Below are 19,953 nucleotides of genomic sequence, written 5' to 3' on the forward strand. Positions count from 1 at the left end.
CCCTGACCAAGAATATAAATTGAATCGTGTTTAAAAACATATACGGATGAAAAGATTTTTTTTAAAAACAGTAGTGGTGGCGATTGCGGCGATAAACCTGTTGACGGGCTGCAAGAAAATGTTCGAAAAGCTACCCACCAACGAGCTGGAAGCTGAAAAGGCCTATGAAAATGTGTTCGATGCGGACGCCGCGGTAATGGGTATTTACGGTAAATTTATGGGCCTTGCCGAGCAGTACATTGTGTTGAACGAACTGCGCGGCGACCTATTGAATTATACGCAGAATGCCGATAAATGGTTACGCCAGGTAAGTAATCATACGGTTGAGGCAGACAATCCTTATGCAGATCCCCGGCCTTTTTATGAGCTGATCATTAATTGTAATGATGTTTTGTACAACATGAACCTGATGTACCGCGACAAAAAGCTGAGTGAGATGAACTACAACGAGCGTTACTCCGATATTGCCTGCCTGCGCAGCTTTTTATACCTGCAGTTAGGCATTCATTATGGCGATGAAGTGCGTTACGTTACCAGCCCGCTGGCAACTATAGAAGACGCAACCAACCCCGCATTGTTTCCTAAAGTACCCTTCGATGCTTTGCTGGATTCACTGATCGCGTTTACCGAACCTATTCCTTACAAAGCGCAATATTCTTCCGGTTCGAGCCTTGACATCATATTGGATGGGTATCCTACTGCCGCATTCTTCATCAACAAAAAAGTATTGCTGGGTGATTTGTATTTATGGAAAGGTAAGTTTAACATGGCAGCGACTTATTACAGAGAAGCTATGGAGGTTGCAACACCCCAAGGTGCCACTGAGAATGGCTATTCTCAATATAAAATGGGTTGGTTTGGAGGTTCGGATCCCTGGACCGATAACCGGGTTACCTTTACTTCACGTGCCAAAGAGGGAGATATGAACTCTCTGTTGTATAATTCCGGATGGCCCACTATGTTCACAGCAACTGCCGCTAGCGAGAATTATACCCGGGAGTGGGTTTGGGCTCTGCCCTTTGACAATAAATTTGCACCTGCCAACCCTTTTATAAAACTGTTCTCTCCAGTGGGTGGCGATTATCTGTTAAAGCCCTCAAAACAGGTAACGGATCTTTGGGCCAGCCAGCAAATAGGCCCAAGGGGTATTCCCGGCGCCGGCGCTCCTTACGATCCCCGTGGACTGTATAGTGTTATTAATATAAGTGGCCAACCCGTTGCCATGAAGTTTATATCCAAATACCTCAACAGAGACAGCCAGTTGCCGGTAGATGTTTTAGTAAAGAACGGAGACTGGTACCTGTTTCGTCAGACGCAATTGGTGATGCGTTTTGCTGAAGCCGCTAACCGGGCAGGCTGGCATCGTTTGGCTTATGCATTCATTAGTAACGGAATTGGTGGGGTTTTCAATAATCCTGAGAATCCGAATGTTCCGGACAAAACTCCGTGGCAAAATACACTGACGTACCCCGCTCCTTACAATTTCGATGCAAGGAACGGAGAAATACCTCGGTATCGGGGAGACTGGTACCGTCATATGGGCGTAAGAAGCCGCGCTTATATAATGCCTTTAGAAATTACGGCTACCAATGTAGCAGATAGCTTAATACAGGTTGAAGACGGGCTACTACAGGAAACCGCTTTGGAAAATGCTTTTGAAGGCACCCGCTGGGCCGACCTGCTGCGCATTGCCCGTCACCGAAATGACCCGTCGATTATTGCTGATAGAGTGTATCAGAAATTATTAAAGGATGGCGATCCGAATGCGGGAGCCGCAAGAGCTAAGCTGATGAATAGGGAGGGATGGTATTTGCCGTTTAAACTGGATTAGGAAAGATGACAGGCAACAGGTTCCGAAAGATGTTCATAATGGACCGGATGGGAAGCTTTTTATTCCTGCAGTTGCGGCTTATCATCTTAACTATTGTTTTATACTAAAACGAACTGCTTATTTTTGACCGATTATGATGAATAAAAGTATAAAACTGTTTGTTGTATTATTAATGGCTTTTAGTGCTCAGCTAACAGCCCAGGACCTTTTTCCCGATGGTACGCCCATCCCTGACTGGTTCAGGAAAAATGAATTGACTGATTTTAAAAAACTAGGTAAGCAGTATCGAATTACTGCCTATGGTGTTAAAGCAGACAGCAACCTGGTGCAAACCCAGGCTATACAGGCGGTAATTGATAAAGCTGCCGCAGCCGGCGGCGGTGTTATCATTATTCCAAAGGGAGTTTTTTTAAGTGGCAACCTGTTTTTTAAACCAGGCACGCACCTGCACCTGGAAGAGGCCGCTACGCTGAAAGCCAGTGATGATATCAGTGATTTTAAAGTGTTGACTACTCGCATTGAAGGCGAAACCTGTAAATATTTCCCGGCGCTCGTTAATGCAGATGGTGTCAACGGATTTACTATTTCCGGCAAAGGAACGCTGAATGGCAATGGCCTGCGCTATTGGAAAGCATTCTGGTTGCGTCGTAGCTGGAATCCCAAATGCACCAATAAAGATGAAATGAGGCCGCGCCTTCTGTATATATCCAATAGTAAAGATGTACAGGTATCTGGCATACGGCTGATCAATTCTCCCTTCTGGACCTCTCACTATTACAAATGCGAAAACCTGAAATTGCTAAACCTTTACATCTATGCGCCTGCTGCACCGGTTAAAGCGCCGAGCTCCGATGCCATCGATTTAGATGTCTGCAAAAATGTATTGATCAAAAATTGCTACATGTCGGTGAATGATGATGCCGTAGCGCTAAAAGGTGGTAAAGGCCCGCAGGCAGATAAAGACCCTGAGAACGGTGGTAATTTTAATGTAATTATTGAAGACAATGTTTTTGGTTTCTGTCATGGCGCACTTACCTTCGGCAGCGAATCTGTTCATAACCGCAATATCATTTTACGTCGCATCAAAATAGATCACGCGCAAAGATTATTATGGTTGAAAATGCGCCCGGACACACCGCAGCTGTATGAATATGTAACGGTGGAGGATATCAAAGGTAGTGTAACCAATATGCTTTATATCCAGCCCTGGACTCAGTTCTTCGATCTGAAAGGGGAGAAGGATATCAAAATGTCTTACGCCCATCATATCACTATGAAGAACCTGAAGCTGGATTGTGATAATGTATTTAATGTGAGCAACTCAGAGCAATATAAACTGACCAATTTTTCATTTAAAGTTTGGAAGGTAAAAGCAGCTAAAAATCCTGCCATACACCAAAACTATATCGATACCTTCACCCTGGAAAATGTGGTGGTGAACGGCAAAAATGTTCAGTAAATTTTTTGTTGACGAAGATATACTGCTGATAATCGATTGTTCTATGACTAGGTTGATGCCGATGCGATCATTAGGTAATATTATTAAAATAGCCAGACTAATCACAAAGTTGGCGACCTGGCATATTTACTGCTACCTAAAGTAGTGAGCGTGTCCGGTTGTTGCTGCTCTTGCCGCTGTTTTTCATGTACAAAATAGAAGTATCGGAGAGATATTATTTATTGCATATTTAGCATAATCCGGATTTTACATCTGTCGGCAAGTATAGATATTTGCATTATAAAAGACAGGAATATGGACACACAGGCTAATATCAACTTTAAAAGAATAGCGGACGCAATCGATTATATTAAGGCCAATTTCAAGTCGCAACCTAATTTGGATGAAGTCGCAAAAAGTATCCACTTAAGTCCGGCGCATTTTCAAAGGCTGTTTACAGAATGGGCGGGCACCAGTCCGAAAAAGTTCTTACAATATATCAGTATTGAGCATGCCAAGAAAATGCTTCAACAAGACCAGGTAAGTTTGTTCGACGCAGCCTTCGAAACGGGGTTGTCCAGCACCAGCCGCTTACACGATCTTTTTGTGAATATAGAAGGGATGACACCTGCTGAATATAAAAACGGTGGAAAGAGTCTGCACATCTTGTACAGTTTTGCAGAAAGCCCTTTTGGTCCTTTAATTGTGGCCTCAACACCCAAAGGTGTTTGTTATATGGCATTCGAAAATGATGAAGAAAAAGCATTAAGGGATCTCGTTGCAAAATTTCCTAATGCGGTTTTTGAAAGAAAATTAGACCTGCTGCAACAAAATGCCTTATTCATTTTCCAGGATGACTGGAGCAAACTTAGCCAGGTTAAATTGCACCTGAAAGGAACGGCTTTTCAAATAAAAGTCTGGGAAAGTTTATTAAAGATCCCAATGGGAAGACTGTCCACCTACGGTAGCCTTGCGGCTGCGATGGGTAGCCCGAATGCTTCAAGAGCGGTAGGTACTGCAATAGGAAGTAATCCTGTAGCTTTTTTAATTCCCTGTCATCGCGTCATTCAGTCAACCGGTACTTTTGGTGGCTATATGTGGGGGCCAACGCGAAAAGCTGCCATTATCGGCTGGGAAGGTGCACACACTCAATCCAATATTGCAACACTATGAAAACAATTGAGCAGAAAATAGCAGCGACGGAATGGCCGGCGGTTACAGAAGCCATGCATCACAAGGGGTATTCGATCATTCCCAGGCTGTTGTCGGATGAGCAATGTGAGGAGTTGAAAGCCAGCTACGATCGCCCTGATCTGTATCGCAAAACGGTGGTGATGGAACGTTATCGTTTTGGACTGGGTGAGTATAAGTATTTTAACTACCCGTTGCCCGGGTTGATTGAGACAATAAGAACAACCATTTATCCTCATTTGGCAACAATTGCCAATTCATGGTTTAAGGCTTTGAATATGGATATACAGTTTCCGTTACAGCATGTTGAACTATTGAAGCAATGCCATATCAACAACCAGGAAAAGGCCACTGTTTTAATTTTAAAGTATGGCGCAGGCGGTTTTAACACGCTGCATCAGGATCTGTACAGCGATATCTATTTTCCCATACAGGTGGTTTTGATGCTGAACGAGCCTGGAACTGATTTTACCGGTGGTGAATTGGTATTAACACAGCAGGTTCCAAGAGCGCAGTCCAAAGCAATCGTTCTTCAGCCGGGAAAAGGCGATGCAGTGATCTTTACCACTAATTTTAAACCAGAGAAAGGGGCAAAGGGCTATTACCGGGTGAATATGAAACATGGTGTAAGCGAAGTGAAATCCGGGAAAAGGCATACGCTGGGTATTATTTTTCATGATGCATCAAGTTAAGGTATGATACGGCATGCAGCCATTTCAGATAGTGCCCTGAGAAGCTGGATACGCAGTGGAAAGATAAGCTGGGGCGGCCATCAGCAACTGAAAATATATGGTGTATTAAACTGTACTACCGGCAAAAAAATGAAAAGAACGAACAGGGTATTCTTTGCATCTGAACAGGAAGCCCTGCGAAATGGTTACCGGCCCTGCGGACATTGCATGAGAGCGGCCTACAAAAAATGGAAATATGGATCTCTTTAATCAAACAACCAATAAGGATAAGAACTGGCTTCCGTTCGATGGAACGGTTAATTATTATGGAAAACTATTGTCGAAAATAGAGGCAGATTTTTACCTGGAAAGGCTGTTAAATACCATTGAATGGCGAAACGATGAAGCCGTTATTTTTGGCAAAAAGATTATCACCAAAAGAAAAGTGGCCTGGTATGGCAACAAACCCTACGAGTATACCTACTCTAATACAACCAAGCGGGCCTTGCCCTGGACCGAAGAGTTGATGGCATTAAAAGCTTTGATTGAAAAAGAAACCGGCGAAACTTTTAATTCCTGCCTGCTCAATTTGTATCATAACGGAGAGGAAGGAATGGCCTGGCACAGCGATGCAGAAACGGATCTGAAAAAGGATGGCGCCATAGCATCCTTTAGTTTGGGGGCAGAAAGAAAATTTGCTTTCAAGCATAAACAAACCAAAGAGAAAATAGAAATGGTGTTAGAGCATGGCAGCTTGTTGATCATGAAAGATACCACGCAAACCTTTTGGTGGCACCGCTTGCCACCCAGTAAAAAAATAACCAGGCCCCGGGTTAATCTCACATTCAGAACCATTGTAAGCAGTGAATAAAAGCTATCAGATCAGTACTCAGTAAATAATTTTAAATATGATTTAATTTTTGTATGTTTATTCGGTTTGAGTAAACTAATGGAAATATGAAATCTGTTTATTATTGTTTGTTGTTATCGTTAGTGGTTCTCGCAGCTTGTTCCGATACTTCCGCCCAGCCGGATCCTGTACCGGTGCATGAGACCTTTTTTATAGAATCAAAAAATGTAAAAGAAAAAAGAACCATCAATGTATGGACACCGCCCGGCTATTCGGTGGTAACTGACTCTTTCGCTGTTGTATACATGCCCGATGGCGGAGTGAAAGAAGACTTCCCACATATAGCAAATACACTGGCCGAATTGATTGCTGCCCAAAAAATTCCGGCAGTGATACTGGTCGGTATAGAAAACACACAACGCCGCAGAGATATGTCGGGACCTACACAGATAAAAAAGGATAAAGAGATCGCTCCCGTAGTCGGAGGTTCGGCCGCATTCAGAACTTTCGTAAAAGACGAACTTTTTCGGGAAGTTGATAAACGATATCGTACTACCGGCAAAAAAACTATTATAGGGGAGTCTTTGGCCGGGCTATTTGTTGTGGAAACCTTTTTTCAGCATCCCGAACTATTTGATGGATATATAGCAATAGATCCATCCTTGTGGTGGAATGATCATCAGTTGGTAAAAAATGCAAAGAACTATTTGTCAACCATGCCCGAAAGTAAGCGGCTTTGGTTTGCCGGATCACAGGCAAAAGATATTTCCCGTTATACCCAACAGCTATCAGGCATATTGGAAACCACCGGGGTTAAGGATCTTCAATGGCACTATTCAGATGAGCCAAAAGAACAGCATCAGACCATCTTTAGGGCGGTTAAAGAAAAAGCGTTGATATGGACCCTGAGTAAATGATCGAACGTAGGGGAGATATCTTATGAACAGCAAACCGAAGATATTACAATTGCAGTTGAGCAGCATGAAGCTTTAGAGAAACCTGTTTTTACAAGTAGATTTTACTTCAATACCGACGAGCTAGACGCCTTGTTGCAATCTTTAAAAGACAAGGTGAAAGTATGCTACCCTATTGACGATTTCGAGTGGGAATGCGCGAATCGGCATTTTATGATAATAATGATTACCTGCGGCAATCTGGACAGGGTATCGCTACCTTAAAATAGTTTCGCATCTTGCCAGGTAGCAATTATTTAAAGTTGAAGGTTTCCTGATCTCCTCCCTGTCCGCTATTTACTTTAAGATCTGTATCAATTGCTTATTTCCGGTTAAAATGTATCGTTCAAACTAATGATTTCAAACGATTGAAAATACAAGTCGATTGAAGAATCGGATAAAAAGGGGAGTAGGAGCAGGTAAGGACAGGATGCAGCAGGATAATAAATAATCAAACTCTTCTATTTTCGTTTCAGTCATTATAAAGGCAACCAATACAAAAAACGATTGAAACGAATAGTATGAAAGTCTTACACTCCAAGAGACGGAACCTGGAAATAATATTCAGTAGTGTTTTCTGTTTAATGCTGATGCTGTGCAGTAATGCTGTCATGGCAAAGGACCCGGTACCACAACGTAAATACAATTTCAATAGCGACTGGCTTTTCAAATTGGGAGATACTCCTGAAGCCAAAGAGACGAGCTATAAAGATGAAGAGTGGAAACGGGTTACACTGCCGGCTGCCTGGAATGAAGATGATGCTTTTAAAAAGGATATTGTGGACCTGTCAACAGGTATCGTTTGGTACCGAAAACATTTTAAATTGCCGGTTTCGGCGAAAGGACTAAAAATCTTTATTGAGTTTGAAGGTATACGCCAGGCTGGCGACTTCTTTGTAAACGGCAAGGCTGTTGGCTTTCATGAGAATGGGGTAACTGCTTTTGGTTTTGATATCACCGACCTGGTGCATTTTGATGGACAGGATAATATCATTGCAGCGCGTATTGATAATGACTGGAACTATCGCGAAAGAGCTACCAACAGTAAGTACCAGTGGGAGGACAGGAATTTTAATGCCAACTACGGGGGTATTATCCGTAATGTGTTCCTGCACGTTACACCCCGATTGTATCAAACCTTATCACTCTATTCCAATCTCAAAACAACGGGTGTTTATATTTATGCCAATGACTTTGACATCAAAGAAAAAGCGGCAACCATCAATGCTTCTTCAGAAGTTAAAAATGAAACACAACAGGCACAGCAGGTAGGGTATAAGGTAGAGTTGTTTGACCTGGATGGGAAATTAGTTAAATCCTTTACGGGTGACAGGACAGCTATACAGCCGGGTGAAACCAAAACCCTGGGCGCTAAGGCTCGTGTAGCAGGACTTAACTTCTGGAGCTGGGGATACGGCTATTTGTATGAAGTGAAAACATCCTTACTGATCAACGATCAGCCGGTAGATGTAGTAACTACTAAAACAGGTTTCCGGAAAACTGCTTTTAAAGATGGCATGATCTATCTCAATGACCGGGTGATAATGGTGCATGGCTATGCGCAAAGAACTTCCAACGAATGGCCTGCTTTAGGTACTTCTGTTCCTGCCTGGATGAGCGATTATAGTAACGGGCTAATGGTTGAAAGTGGTGGAAACCTGGTACGCTGGATGCATATTTCACCTTCCAAACAAGACGTGGAAAGCTGCGACAGGGTGGGGCTGATACAGGCTATGCCTGCGGGCGATGCGGAAAAAGATGTGGAAGGTACGCGATGGGATCAGCGCGTGGCGGTTATGCATGATGCTATTATTTACAATCGTAATAACCCGAGTATTATTTTTTACGAATGTGGTAATGAAAGCATCAGCGAGCCACACATGGCGCAAATGAAAGCGCTGCGTGATCGCCTGGATCCTTTTGGTGGCAGAGCTATTGGCAGTCGTGAAATGCTGGATAGCAAGGTTGCCGAATATGGCGGTGAAATGTTATATACCAACAAAAGTGCGCATATACCCATGTGGGCGATGGAGTATTCCCGTGATGAAGGCTCCCGTAAATACTGGGACGAATGGACGCCGCCTTTTCATAAGGATGGCGAAGGGCCCTTACATAACGGACAAAGTGCTGCCACTTACAACAGGAATATGGAGAGCCATGCCCTGGAAAATGTAAAACGCTGGTACGAGTTCTGGAAAGAACGTCCGGGTACGGGTAAAAGAGTTAGCAGCGGGGGCGTTAACATTGTTTGGTCAGAGACCAACACGCATCATCGTGGGGAGGAGAACTATCGGCGCAGTGGTGAAGTAGATGCTATGCGTATTAAAAAGCAAAACTATTATGCACATGAAGTGATGTGGGATGGCTGGGTAGTGCCTGAAAGCTATCGTGCGCATATTGTAGGGCATTGGAATTACAAGCCGGGAATAACCAAAGATATGTACGTAATTTCCTCCGCAGCAAAGGTTGAACTGAAGGTGAACGGTAAATCATTAGGTTATGGCACATTGAGCGATGGATTCATTTTTACTTTTAAAAATGTAGAATGGAAACCGGGGATCATTACGGCAATAGGATACGATAAGAATAATAAACAGGTATGTACCACACAAATAGAAACTGCCGGTGCACCGGTAGCCTTAAAGCTCACAGAAATAAGGCGCCCCACGCCCTTCCTGGCTGATGGTAATGACGTTTCTATTGTTGAAGTAGAAGTAGTAGATGCTAAGGGCAGACGTTGTCCGACAGCTTTGAACATGATTCATTATACATTAGATGGCCCGGGTGAATGGCGTGGCGGTATGGCTATGGGACCAGATAATTATGTATTAGCTAAAACTTTCCCGGTAGAAGGGGGTGTGAACCGGTTTATGATCCGCTCTACCACTACTCCGGGAGCTATCAGGGTAAAAGCCAAAGCGGATGGATTGAAAGAGGCTTCTATACAATTAACAACCCGTTCCGTGAAAACAGAAAATGGATTGAGTCAAATAATACCCGGGGCCGGATTGCCATCTGTGCTCACCCGCGGCGCTACGCCTGCTACACCTTCTTATGCGGTGAGCCGTAAGGCATTGAGTGTGAAATCGGCAATTGCAGGTGCTAACACTGAAAAAGCTGGCCAGAGCTATGATGATAATGAATTAAGTGATTGGGTAAACGATGGTAAGCTGTCCACTGCCTGGATCGAGTATGAACTCGAGCAAGCGGCAATAGTAGATGAGATCGCATTGAAATTAAATAATTTCCGTTCCAGAACCTACCCTTTAATTATTACAGTTGATGGAAAAGAAGCGTTCAATGGTACTACTAGGCCTACACTCGGATACTACACCATCCATTGTAAGCCGGTTAAAGGTAAAAAGATCCGCATCGGGCTGTCTACCAACGCGGCTACTGGTCTGGGCTTCGGCGAAGTGGAAGTAGGCGGTAAAAAGCTGGATGATGGCGTAGCCCGGGACGATGCCAAAGCCAAAGGAGCTTTGAGTATTATTGAAGCAGAATTTTATGAGCGTATCAAATAACGAACTTTAACAGATCATGAAATTGCCGATAAAAAAACTGGTGGTGTTTTTTACATCCCTCATAGTGGGTTGCCTTCAGGCACATGCAGATTTTGTTTTTCAGCAGAATAGAAATCTATCTGTGTCACTCGATAAGCAGGAAGCCACGGTAGTTCATACAGCTTTGGGTATACTGAAGAAAGATTATACCAAAGTTTTCGGCGGCAAAATCGTAGAAGTTGCCAGCCCGCCTATTTTTATAGGCACTTTGGGCCGAAACAGTGTAGCTGAAAAGCATGTCTCCGCTAAACTGCTGAGTGATCTGCGTTTGCATAACGAAGGCTTTATTATAGAGGTGAAAAATGACAGGTTATATATAGTTGGTTCTGATAAAAGGGGGACGGCTTACGGCATATTAGAACTATCGAGGATAATCGGCGTTTCGCCCTGGGAATGGTGGGCCGATTCACCGGTAGCTCAAAAGAATATATTGAGTTTGAAAAACGGGTATAATCGCCTGGAATATCCATCGGTAAAATACCGGGGCATCTTCTTTAACGATGAAGACTGGGGCTTGTTACCCTGGAGCAGTACCAACTTTGAACCAGGTCTTCCCAGGGTAGGAAAAACTAAAGGTGCTATTGGTCCCAAAACATACGCGAAGGTTTTTGAATTATTATTGCGATTAAGGGCCAATACGATCTGGCCGGCCATGCATGAGGTAACTGTTCCTTTTTATTTTATCAAAGGGAACAAAGAGGTGGCCGATCAATATGGAATTATTATCGGTACTTCCCATTGCGAACCCCTGATGAGAAATAGTGTGAACGAATGGGACATAGCAGGTAAAGGTGATTATAACTATGTGACAAACAAGGATGCGATGTTGGCCTATTGGACAGAAAGACTAAAAGAGCTGAAGGGGGCAGACAATATCTATACCATCGGTTTAAGGGGTAAGCACGACGGCATGATGCAGGGAGTAAAGACTTTGATAGAGCATAAAAGGGTACTGTCACAGGTGATTAAAGATGAAAGAGATCTTTTGAAAACTTATGTAAATCCGGATCTGAAAAAAGTACCGCAGGTGTTTATACCTTATAAAGAAGTGTTAGATGTATATAATGATGGGATGGAAGTGCCTGAAGATGTAACACTGATCTGGTGTGATGATAATTATGGATACCTGAAACATTTTCCGACGGAAAAAGAAAGAGCCCGTAAAGGTGGTAATGGCGTGTATTATCATATATCTTATTGGGGACGCCCGCATGATTATCTCTGGCTGGCTACTAACCATCCGGCCCAGTTATATACTCAAATGCAACAGGCGTATGACAAAGGTGCTAAAGATATATGGATCTTAAATGTGGGCGATTTAAAGCCCGGCGAATATTTAACAGAATTGTTTTTAGATATGGCCTGGAATATCAACGCAATAAAGAATGATATCAACGGGCTGGATCAGCACCTGAAAAACTGGTTAAGCCGGGAGTTTGGATCTGTTCATGCCAAAGCCCTGCTGGATGTAATGAATGAATATTATCGCCTGGCTTATATTCGCAAGCCGGAGTTTGTGGGTGGAACCCGCACAGAAGAGAAGGATCCGAAATATAAAATAGTAGCAGATCTGCCCTGGAGCGAGACAGAGATCCTCGAGCGATTAAATGCCTATAAAGCGCTTTCTGCAAAGGTTGTAGCGCTTTCAGGGAAGATATCCATAACTCAAAAAGATGCCTGGTTTCAGTTGGTAGAGTATCCCGTGCTGGCCGTTGCTGAAATGAACAAAAAAATATTGTATGGACAATTAGCCAGGCATGGTAAATTAGATTGGACAGAGAGCGATAAGGCTTATGCTCGGATAGAACAGCTTACTCAACAATATAACGCAGTGAGTAATGGAAAGTGGAAGGGGATGATGGATTTTAAACCCCGTAACCTCGCTGTTTTTGAGAGGCTGCCTCATACCAAAGCTGAAGCTGGTCTGGCATCTCATAATCCCCCTAAATTTTTGTGGAACGGAATAGCTTATACTTCTTATTCGGGCAATAAACCGGTTGCTCATGGTTTAGGCTACCAGCGGGGCGCGGTTACAGTGCCTGTGGGCACAACGCTAAGCTATGGTTTTGATGCTGGTGATACAGATTCGTTAAGCATTCAAATGGCATTAGCACCTAATCATCCAGTTGAAGGAAAGGCTATTCGTTATGCGATACGCGTTAATGACGGACCGGAGCAAATAGTCAACTACGCCACTGAAGGCCGAAGCGAAGAATGGAAAGAGAATGTATTGCGTAACCAGGCAATCCGCAACACCAGTCATCTATTGAACAAAAAAGGGAAACAAACGATATACATCAGGGCTTTGGATGAAGGAGTTATAGTGGATCAGGTAAAGGTTTGGTGAAGAGAATGATATTCATTGTTAATGTCTCAAAATGCCTCAATATTTTATAACAAAGAATTTGAAGAGGGGAACCATTAAGTAGTTAAGGTAATTAAAATCGGGTAATCTGAAGTTGTTAACTGTAAACCTTAATGTCTCTAAATGTCTTAATGTTTTATAATATGAATCTTGAGAAGAAAGTGGAACCATTAAGAAGCTAAGAGTATTAATACGTTGAGTAGTTTTGTGAAATTATTAATGATTTTAAAAACAAAAAATGACACAACAAATAAAATGGGGAATCATAGGTTGCGGTGATGTTACCGAAGTAAAGAGCGGACCGGCATTCAATAAAGTACCTGATTCTAAGCTGGTAGCTGTGATGCGCCGCAATGCAGACAAAGCTGCAGATTATGCACGCAGGCATGGTGTGCCTAAATGGTATGCCGATGCTGATGAACTCATTAATGATCCTGATGTAAATGCGATATATATTGCTACGCCACCGAGTACCCATGCAGGCTATACATTAGCAGCTTTGCAGGCCGGAAAACCCGTATATGTAGAAAAGCCAATGGCGCTGAATGCGGCTGAAGCGAGGCAAATGTTTGACTATGCAACGGAGAAGAATGTAAAACTTTGCGTGGCACATTATCGTCGCCTGCAACCGATGTTCTTAAAAATAAAATCGTTGATTGATACTAAGGTGATCGGCGACATACGTTTTGTACAATTGCAACTTTTGCAAAGTTCCTCGGCCAAACTTATAGCCCGTTCAGAAGAGAACTGGCGAACCGATCCCGCTTTATCGGGAGGCGGTCTTTTTCATGATCTCGCTCCTCACCAGATTGATTTGATGCTATACCTGTTTGGAGCAATAGAACAATATAGAGGGGAGGCGTTTAATCAAGCCAATGTTTCAGCGGCTGATGACCTGGTTAATGGCTCCCTGCTTTTTGCCAACGGCGTAGTGTTTAATGGCCTGTGGTGCTTTACCGTGAATGAATCGGATACTGCGGATATATGCACTATCTATGGCTCCGAAGGAAATATAAGTTTCGGCTTTTTCGGCCAAAATGTTTCGGTAACCATCAACGGTCAAACCGAACTATTAGAGTTCCCGCCCCTGCAGCATGTAGAGCAGCCTATGATCGAAAAGGTGGTGACCTACTTTCTTGGCCATAGCGAAAATCCCTGCGACGGAGCTGTGGGCACCGAAGTTATGGAGATCATAGACGCTTTTGCCGGAACAACGACCTCTGGATAAAACAGTTTTATAGGAGTTTAAAAAATACATATGTACAGGAAATCTTTGTGGGCACTCTGCATAGCTTTAGTCTGCAGCCTGCCTCTTATTGCCCGGGAAAATACTTCAGAACCCCGTTTGAAGCAGTTATTTAATTTTGGATGGAAATTTCATCTGGGTGATATAACCGAAGCGCAGGTTGCGGCTTTTAATGATGCACAATGGCAGGAGCTTGATTTGCCGCACGATTTTCAAATTAATCAACCCTGGCTGGAATCAGGCGGTGGGGCCCGCGGATTTAAAGCGATGGGCATTGGCTGGTATCGTAAAACCTTCAAAGCAGATCCGGCCTGGAAAGGGAAAAAAGTGTTAATCGATTTTGAGGGCATTATGGTTACGGGCGATGTATGGTTGAATGGCGAGAAGATCGGTGGAACAGATTATGGCTACCTGGGCTTTGAGTCAGATATCAGTAAGTTGTTAAAATACGATGCGGATAATGTCATAGCGGTTCGCGCCTCTACGGGTGATAAAGGCGGCTCCCGCTGGTATACAGGTGGGGGATTGTTCAGAGATGTTCATCTTATTGTCAAAAATGAGGTTTCGGTTGCCCGGCATGGCGTATTCGTCACTACTCCTCAAATTACAGAGCAGTCTGCCCGGGTAAAAGTGCAGGTAGAGCTGGAAGGTATTCGCAATAAAGAATATCAACTGGAGATTCAAACAGCTATTCTTTCTCCCGACGGAAAACAGGTTGCTACAACCAAAACATCAGCTCCGCAACGCAACAAATTGAAAACAGTTGAAGTACCCCTTCCGGTTATGAGCATCGCTACTCCTCAGTTATGGTCCTGCGAAACCCCTCATTTGTACACGGCCGTTGTTACGCTGGTTATGAATGGTAAGCCGGTAGATCGTATTGCTGAAAAATTTGGTATTCGTACGGTTGAGTTTGATAAGGCCTATGGCTTTAAGCTAAATGGTAAAAAAGTATTCCTGAAAGGTATTGCAAATCACCACGACCTGGGTGCGGTGGGTGCTGCTGCTCATGAAACCGCTATTGCCCGCCAGATGGATCTTTTAAAGAAGTTTGGATACAACCATATCCGAACTTCCCATAATCCATATTCAGAGGCGTTTTTAAGACTGGCTGATGAGAAGGGGATTTTAATAGTGGATGAACTCTACGATAAATGGAGCAATAAAGATTACTGGCCGGGACGCAAACCCTGGACAGAGCTCTGGCCGGGCAACCTGACAGAATGGATCAAACGTGATCGCAATCATCCTTCAGTGATTCTCTGGTCTTTCGGTAACGAACTGCAAATGCGCGAAGACCTTGCCGGGTACCCTACAGGCGACTGGGGCGTAACTACCTACCGCATGATGAATGTCTTGGCTAGACGTTACGACTCCACTAGGAAAACAACGGTAGCTATGTTCCCGGCCAGGGCTGGCGGCGTTGGCAAAAATGATAAGGATTTTAATACGAATATCGTTCCGCCGGAACTGGCAACTGTAACCGATGTGGCCAGCTTCAATTACCGTTGGTATAACTATGCCGACTACCTGAAGCATGCGCCTGACATGAATATTTACCAAAGTGAAGCCACTACTAATGAGCTGCTGGCACCCTATTTTGGTATGAACAGGGATAAAATGGTAGGATTAGCATATTGGGGCGCTATTGAATATTGGGGAGAATCTAACGGGTGGCCGAAGAAGGGCTGGGCATATTCATTTTTTAATCATGCCCTGGAACCCTTACCACAAGCCTATCTGGTTAAATCTGCATTCAGCGAAGATCCACAGGTGTATATCGGCGTAATGGACAGTGAAAAAGAAAATATCGAATGGAATGATATTACAGTGGGGCATCTGCCGCTATCTGCTCATTGGAATCGTGCTGCCGGCAGCAAGCAAAACCTGTTTACGTTTACCAATGCCGAGGAAGTGGAGTTATTGCTAAACGGGAAGTCGTTGGGCGTTCAGAAAAATGATACCAGTGATGTTGCTAAACGGAATATGATCTATTGGCAGCAAGTGCCATACCAGGCTGGTAAAATAATTGCTATTGCACGCACCAATGGAAAAGAGATCGCCCGCCATGAGCTTGTCACGACAGGCGCTGCAGTAGCTTTAAAAATCGAAACAGAGAACGCAAGCTGGAAGGCAGACGGAATGGATTTGCAGTATGTAAAAGTATATGCCATTGACAGTAAAGGGCGGCAGGTACCAACCCTAAGCGGCCCTGAAGTGAGCTTTCAGTTGAGCGGTGCTGCCAATCTGGTTGCGGTGGACAACGGGGATCATCATAGCGATGAACTATTTAATACTAATAAAAGAAAATTACATAATGGTTTTGCCCAGGGTATTCTCCGGTCGCAACAAACTGCTGGTGAGGTAACGATCAAAGTTGCGACTCCCGGGTTAAATCCTGCTGCATTAAAGATCATAACCAGGTAGGTCTTATCCCATTAATTCAAAAGTGTATGAAATACTTTTTTTCTTTTCTGCTGGCTATGGGAATGGTAGCTGGCTATGCGCAACCACAGCCCCCTATCATGGGCTGGAGCAGCTGGAATCATTTTCATATCAACATTGATGAAAAAATGATCCGGCAACAGGCTGATGCGATGAAATCCTCTGGTTTGTACAAAGCCGGCTATCGCTTTATTAACATAGACGACGGTTATTTTGGTGGCCGCGATGCTTCAGGTAAATTGTTGGAAGATAAGAAGAAATTTCCTTCAGGTATGGGCGCTTTGGCGGCCTATATCCACAGCAAAGGTTTGAAGGCGGGTATTTATACAGATGCGGGAAAGAATACCTGTGGTTCTATTTATGATAAAGACCCCAATGGCTTTGGGGTGGGTATCTACGGCTATGTGAAAGAAGATTGTGACCTGTTCTTTAAAGAATGGAAATATGATTTTTTAAAAGTTGACTGGTGCGGAGGCGAACGGATGAAACTGGTTGAGGAGACGGAGTATACAAAGATCATCAATGCCGTAAAAGCTATCAATAAGGAGATAGTTTTTAACGTATGCCGTTGGAAATTTCCCGGAGAATGGGCCATGCAAAAAGCAAACTCATGGAGGATCTCGGGCGATATCAGACCCCACTTCTCTTCCATCTTAAAGATCATTGATATGAATGCGGATCTTTGGAAATACGCGTCAGCAGGTCATTACAACGATATGGATATGTTGCAGGTAGGGCGCGGGATGAGCTACGAAGAAGATAAGGCGCATTTTTCAATGTGGTGCATGATGAATTCTCCATTGTTAGCAGGAAACGATCTGCGCGATATGAGTCAGCAAACAATAGATATTTTAACCAATAAAGATCTCATTGCCATTAACCAGGATATCCAACAGGTGCAGGCCCGGCGTATTTTAAAACGAGGCGATACTGAAGTGTGGCAGAAACAACTGGAAGGTGAAGCCCGGCTGGCTATCGCCATTTTAAATCGTAGTGGTGAGAAACAATTATTTAAGGTGGATGCAAAGTCTTTAGGTCTGTCAGAAACCAGTGTGGTCAGAGATTTGTGGCAACAAGAAGATCTGGGTAAGTTTGGAAAAAAAGAAAGAACCTTTAGCCTGCCTGCTCATGGCATTGTAGTATTAAGGTCGGGTAAATGATAATATTAAAATGCAGACAAATGATCCAGCCCTTTCATCTTTTACCCGGCATGACTTATTTCAGTAAAATAGCATTGATCCTGATTGCTTTCGGGATAAGTTTGGGGGTTACTGCACAGGAAAAAGCATTTAGCCCTTTACTGGATCCGGCGGTGATGCGTATCAATGAAACCGATAAAACAAACGGGGGGCTTTTTCTTTGGTATCCCGGACAGTTGAGCGCTCACTTACAACAGCGCCGGTTAAAAGAATCACAGGAGCGTTGTGTAAACGTAGGGTATCCCGGTAAATTCTATGCGCCTGTTTTTAGAACTGTTTTTAGAAAAGATGTCAATGTTCAGGCTTCAGCTACCATTTCCTGGGTGAGTACAGGCGCTGTAAAACTGGTAGTAAACGGAAAAGAATACCCTGCCCCGAATCAAACAGCCCGTTTGCCGAAAGGTAAATTGAGCCTGGCATTTGAAGTAGTAGCTACTGATGATCTCCCGGCTGTAAAAATCTTCTTCGACGGGCAGCCGCAAACAACGGGTTGGCAGGCGAGCCTCGATGGTACTAGCTGGAACCTGGCTGAAACGTCACCGGTCTTTGGAAGTGTGAAAAATAGCCCATTGCAGGATCCGGAACTGCTGCTCGATATAAAGCCGGTATCTGTGCTTCCTTTGCGAAATGCGGAAGTAATAAATGACAGGATCATCATCAGGAAAAACGGCTATGTGCTGATCGATTTTTTTCACCTGGAAATGGGCTCGGTTTCATTTAAAGTCAAAGGCACAGGCCGTATTACAGCTTATGCAGGAGAGAGCACTGAAGAAACGCTCAATGAGGATACTACCGTTTTTGAACAACGGGCTATTCCTGCTTACAGCTTATCCGGTGAAAATCAAACAATAAGCCTCCCTGAAAGGGCAGTGCGATACATCAAAATCTTTAGTGATGCACATTGTGAACTGTCTGATGTAAACTTCACAGCTAAGGTCTGGCCGGTTGATTTTCAAATGAGCTTCCGCTGCGATGATGAGCGAATTAATAAGATATGGGATGCTTCTGTTGCCTCATTGCATACCAGCACACATGGGTTTTACCTGGATGGTATTAAGAGGGATTACCTGCCCTGGTCCATGGATGCCGTATTAAGCACTTTCGGCGGCGATTATGTTTTTTGCGATCAACAGGTTTCTTTAAACAGCCTTTCAGTGGCTTTACTACCTTTTAATCCGCAAAAAACAGATCTGGGAATACCCGATTATCCTTTGCACGCGTTAATTGGATTTGATCAGCATTTTAAACGGTATGGCAATTTTCAAACTATTCTTTCTTATCGCGACAGGATAGAACAATTGCTTGACTTTTACGAAACGATACAGGATGAACGTGGATTTATATCAGCTAATGTAGGTGTGAGCTGGGGGTTTGTACCGGGTTGGGCTACAAAGCGTGGTCCGGATAGAAAAGGCACTCCTGCCTACGCCCAAATGATGCTGTACAGAAATTATAAAATAGGGGCCGGATTCGCCCGGCAGTGGGGCGACTCAAAAAAAGCCCGTCATTATAATGAAAGAGCTGAATCTTTAAAGCAAAACATTGTCAGGCATTTTTGGGATGAAGAGCAAGGGCTGTTTTTTAATGGTTATACAGCAAAGGGAGAATTGGATAAAGGTATTTCCCATCACGCCCAGTATTGGGCTATCCTGGCGGGCCTGTTTCCGGAGAACAGATATGATCACCTGTTTACAATATTGCCTCAAATAGCTTATTATAAAGGCTATGTCAGTTACGAAAAAGGCTATGAGTTTATGGCCTATGCCAAAGCACGCAAGGTGACGGAGATGTGGGATTTTTTGTTTGATGTTTTTGGAGATTGGCTGGAACAGGGGCATTCCCGTTTCCCCGAAAATTTTTCCTACAAAAAGACAAAAAAAGAACAATTGGTTTTTTATAACCGGCCTTATGGTTTGAGCCTTTGTCACGGTGCAAATGGAGTGCCGGGTATTGTAGGAGTCTTAAACGGCATCATAGGGTTTAGCCAGTCTGAAACAGATCCCTCGCATTATATAATCAACCCCGATTTAATGCATCTGGCAACTGTAAAAGCAGTGTTCCCTGTCAAAGAAGGTAAGATCAAAATCGAATTCCGGAAGAACCAAAAGACCCGGATAGAAATACCATCAGGCTGTAAAGTGACTTTCAGATATGGCGGAAAGTTAAACAGTTTGACGAAGCCGGGATCCTATCAATTATAA

Annotated in this window: 13 protein-coding genes; all 13 read left to right on the top strand. The window is 43.7% G+C overall.

Annotated elements, in window-relative coordinates; all coding sequences use genetic code 11:
* Positions 1-46: 46 nt before the first annotated feature.
* Positions 47-1,831, top strand: a complete 1,785-nt coding sequence (locus U0035_RS19515; protein WP_114790614.1) for a RagB/SusD family protein — start codon at positions 47-49, stop codon at positions 1,829-1,831.
* Between the two features lie 133 nt (positions 1,832-1,964).
* Positions 1,965-3,290 (top strand): rhamnogalacturonidase, encoded by a 1,326-nt coding sequence (locus U0035_RS19520; RefSeq protein WP_211316413.1) that lies wholly within the window; start codon positions 1,965-1,967, stop codon positions 3,288-3,290.
* A gap of 294 nt (positions 3,291-3,584) precedes the next feature.
* Positions 3,585-4,442: a methylated-DNA--[protein]-cysteine S-methyltransferase gene (locus U0035_RS19525; RefSeq protein ID WP_114790615.1), complete on the top strand. Its 858-nt coding sequence runs from the start codon at positions 3,585-3,587 to the stop codon at positions 4,440-4,442.
* Positions 4,439-5,152: a 2OG-Fe(II) oxygenase gene (locus U0035_RS19530; RefSeq protein WP_114790616.1), complete on the top strand. Its 714-nt coding sequence runs from the start codon at positions 4,439-4,441 to the stop codon at positions 5,150-5,152. Before U0035_RS19525 ends, U0035_RS19530 begins: the two co-directional genes overlap by 4 nt.
* A gap of 3 nt (positions 5,153-5,155) precedes the next feature.
* Entirely contained in the window at positions 5,156-5,401 is a 246-nt protein-coding gene (locus tag U0035_RS19535; protein WP_114790617.1) for an Ada metal-binding domain-containing protein, read from the top strand.
* Positions 5,388-6,002: an alpha-ketoglutarate-dependent dioxygenase AlkB family protein gene (locus tag U0035_RS19540; RefSeq protein ID WP_114790618.1), complete on the top strand. Its 615-nt coding sequence runs from the start codon at positions 5,388-5,390 to the stop codon at positions 6,000-6,002. Before U0035_RS19535 ends, U0035_RS19540 begins: the two co-directional genes overlap by 14 nt.
* Before the next feature lie 86 nt (positions 6,003-6,088).
* Positions 6,089-6,898: an alpha/beta hydrolase gene (locus U0035_RS19545; RefSeq protein ID WP_114790619.1), complete on the top strand. Its 810-nt coding sequence runs from the start codon at positions 6,089-6,091 to the stop codon at positions 6,896-6,898.
* A gap of 557 nt (positions 6,899-7,455) precedes the next feature.
* Complete coding sequence (locus U0035_RS19550; protein ID WP_245957694.1) at positions 7,456-10,458, top strand: glycoside hydrolase family 2 protein; 3,003 nt, start codon at positions 7,456-7,458, stop codon at positions 10,456-10,458.
* Between the two features lie 16 nt (positions 10,459-10,474).
* On the top strand, positions 10,475-12,844 hold the full coding sequence (locus tag U0035_RS19555; protein WP_114790621.1) for a glycosyl hydrolase 115 family protein: 2,370 nt from the start codon (positions 10,475-10,477) through the stop codon (positions 12,842-12,844).
* 256 nt (positions 12,845-13,100) lie between these two features.
* Positions 13,101-14,090, top strand: a complete 990-nt coding sequence (locus U0035_RS19560) for a Gfo/Idh/MocA family protein (RefSeq protein WP_114790622.1) — start codon at positions 13,101-13,103, stop codon at positions 14,088-14,090.
* Between the two features lie 30 nt (positions 14,091-14,120).
* Positions 14,121-16,535, top strand: coding sequence for a glycoside hydrolase family 2 TIM barrel-domain containing protein (locus tag U0035_RS19565; protein WP_114790623.1), 2,415 nt, complete (start codon positions 14,121-14,123; stop codon positions 16,533-16,535).
* A gap of 26 nt (positions 16,536-16,561) precedes the next feature.
* On the top strand, positions 16,562-17,713 hold the full coding sequence (locus U0035_RS19570; protein ID WP_114790624.1) for a glycoside hydrolase family 27 protein: 1,152 nt from the start codon (positions 16,562-16,564) through the stop codon (positions 17,711-17,713).
* A 20-nt stretch (positions 17,714-17,733) separates the two neighbouring features.
* Positions 17,734-19,953, top strand: coding sequence for an alpha-L-rhamnosidase-related protein (locus tag U0035_RS19575; RefSeq protein ID WP_211316414.1), 2,220 nt, complete (start codon positions 17,734-17,736; stop codon positions 19,951-19,953).

The organism is Niabella yanshanensis, assembly GCF_034424215.1.
Lineage (GTDB): Bacteria > Bacteroidota > Bacteroidia > Chitinophagales > Chitinophagaceae > Niabella > Niabella yanshanensis.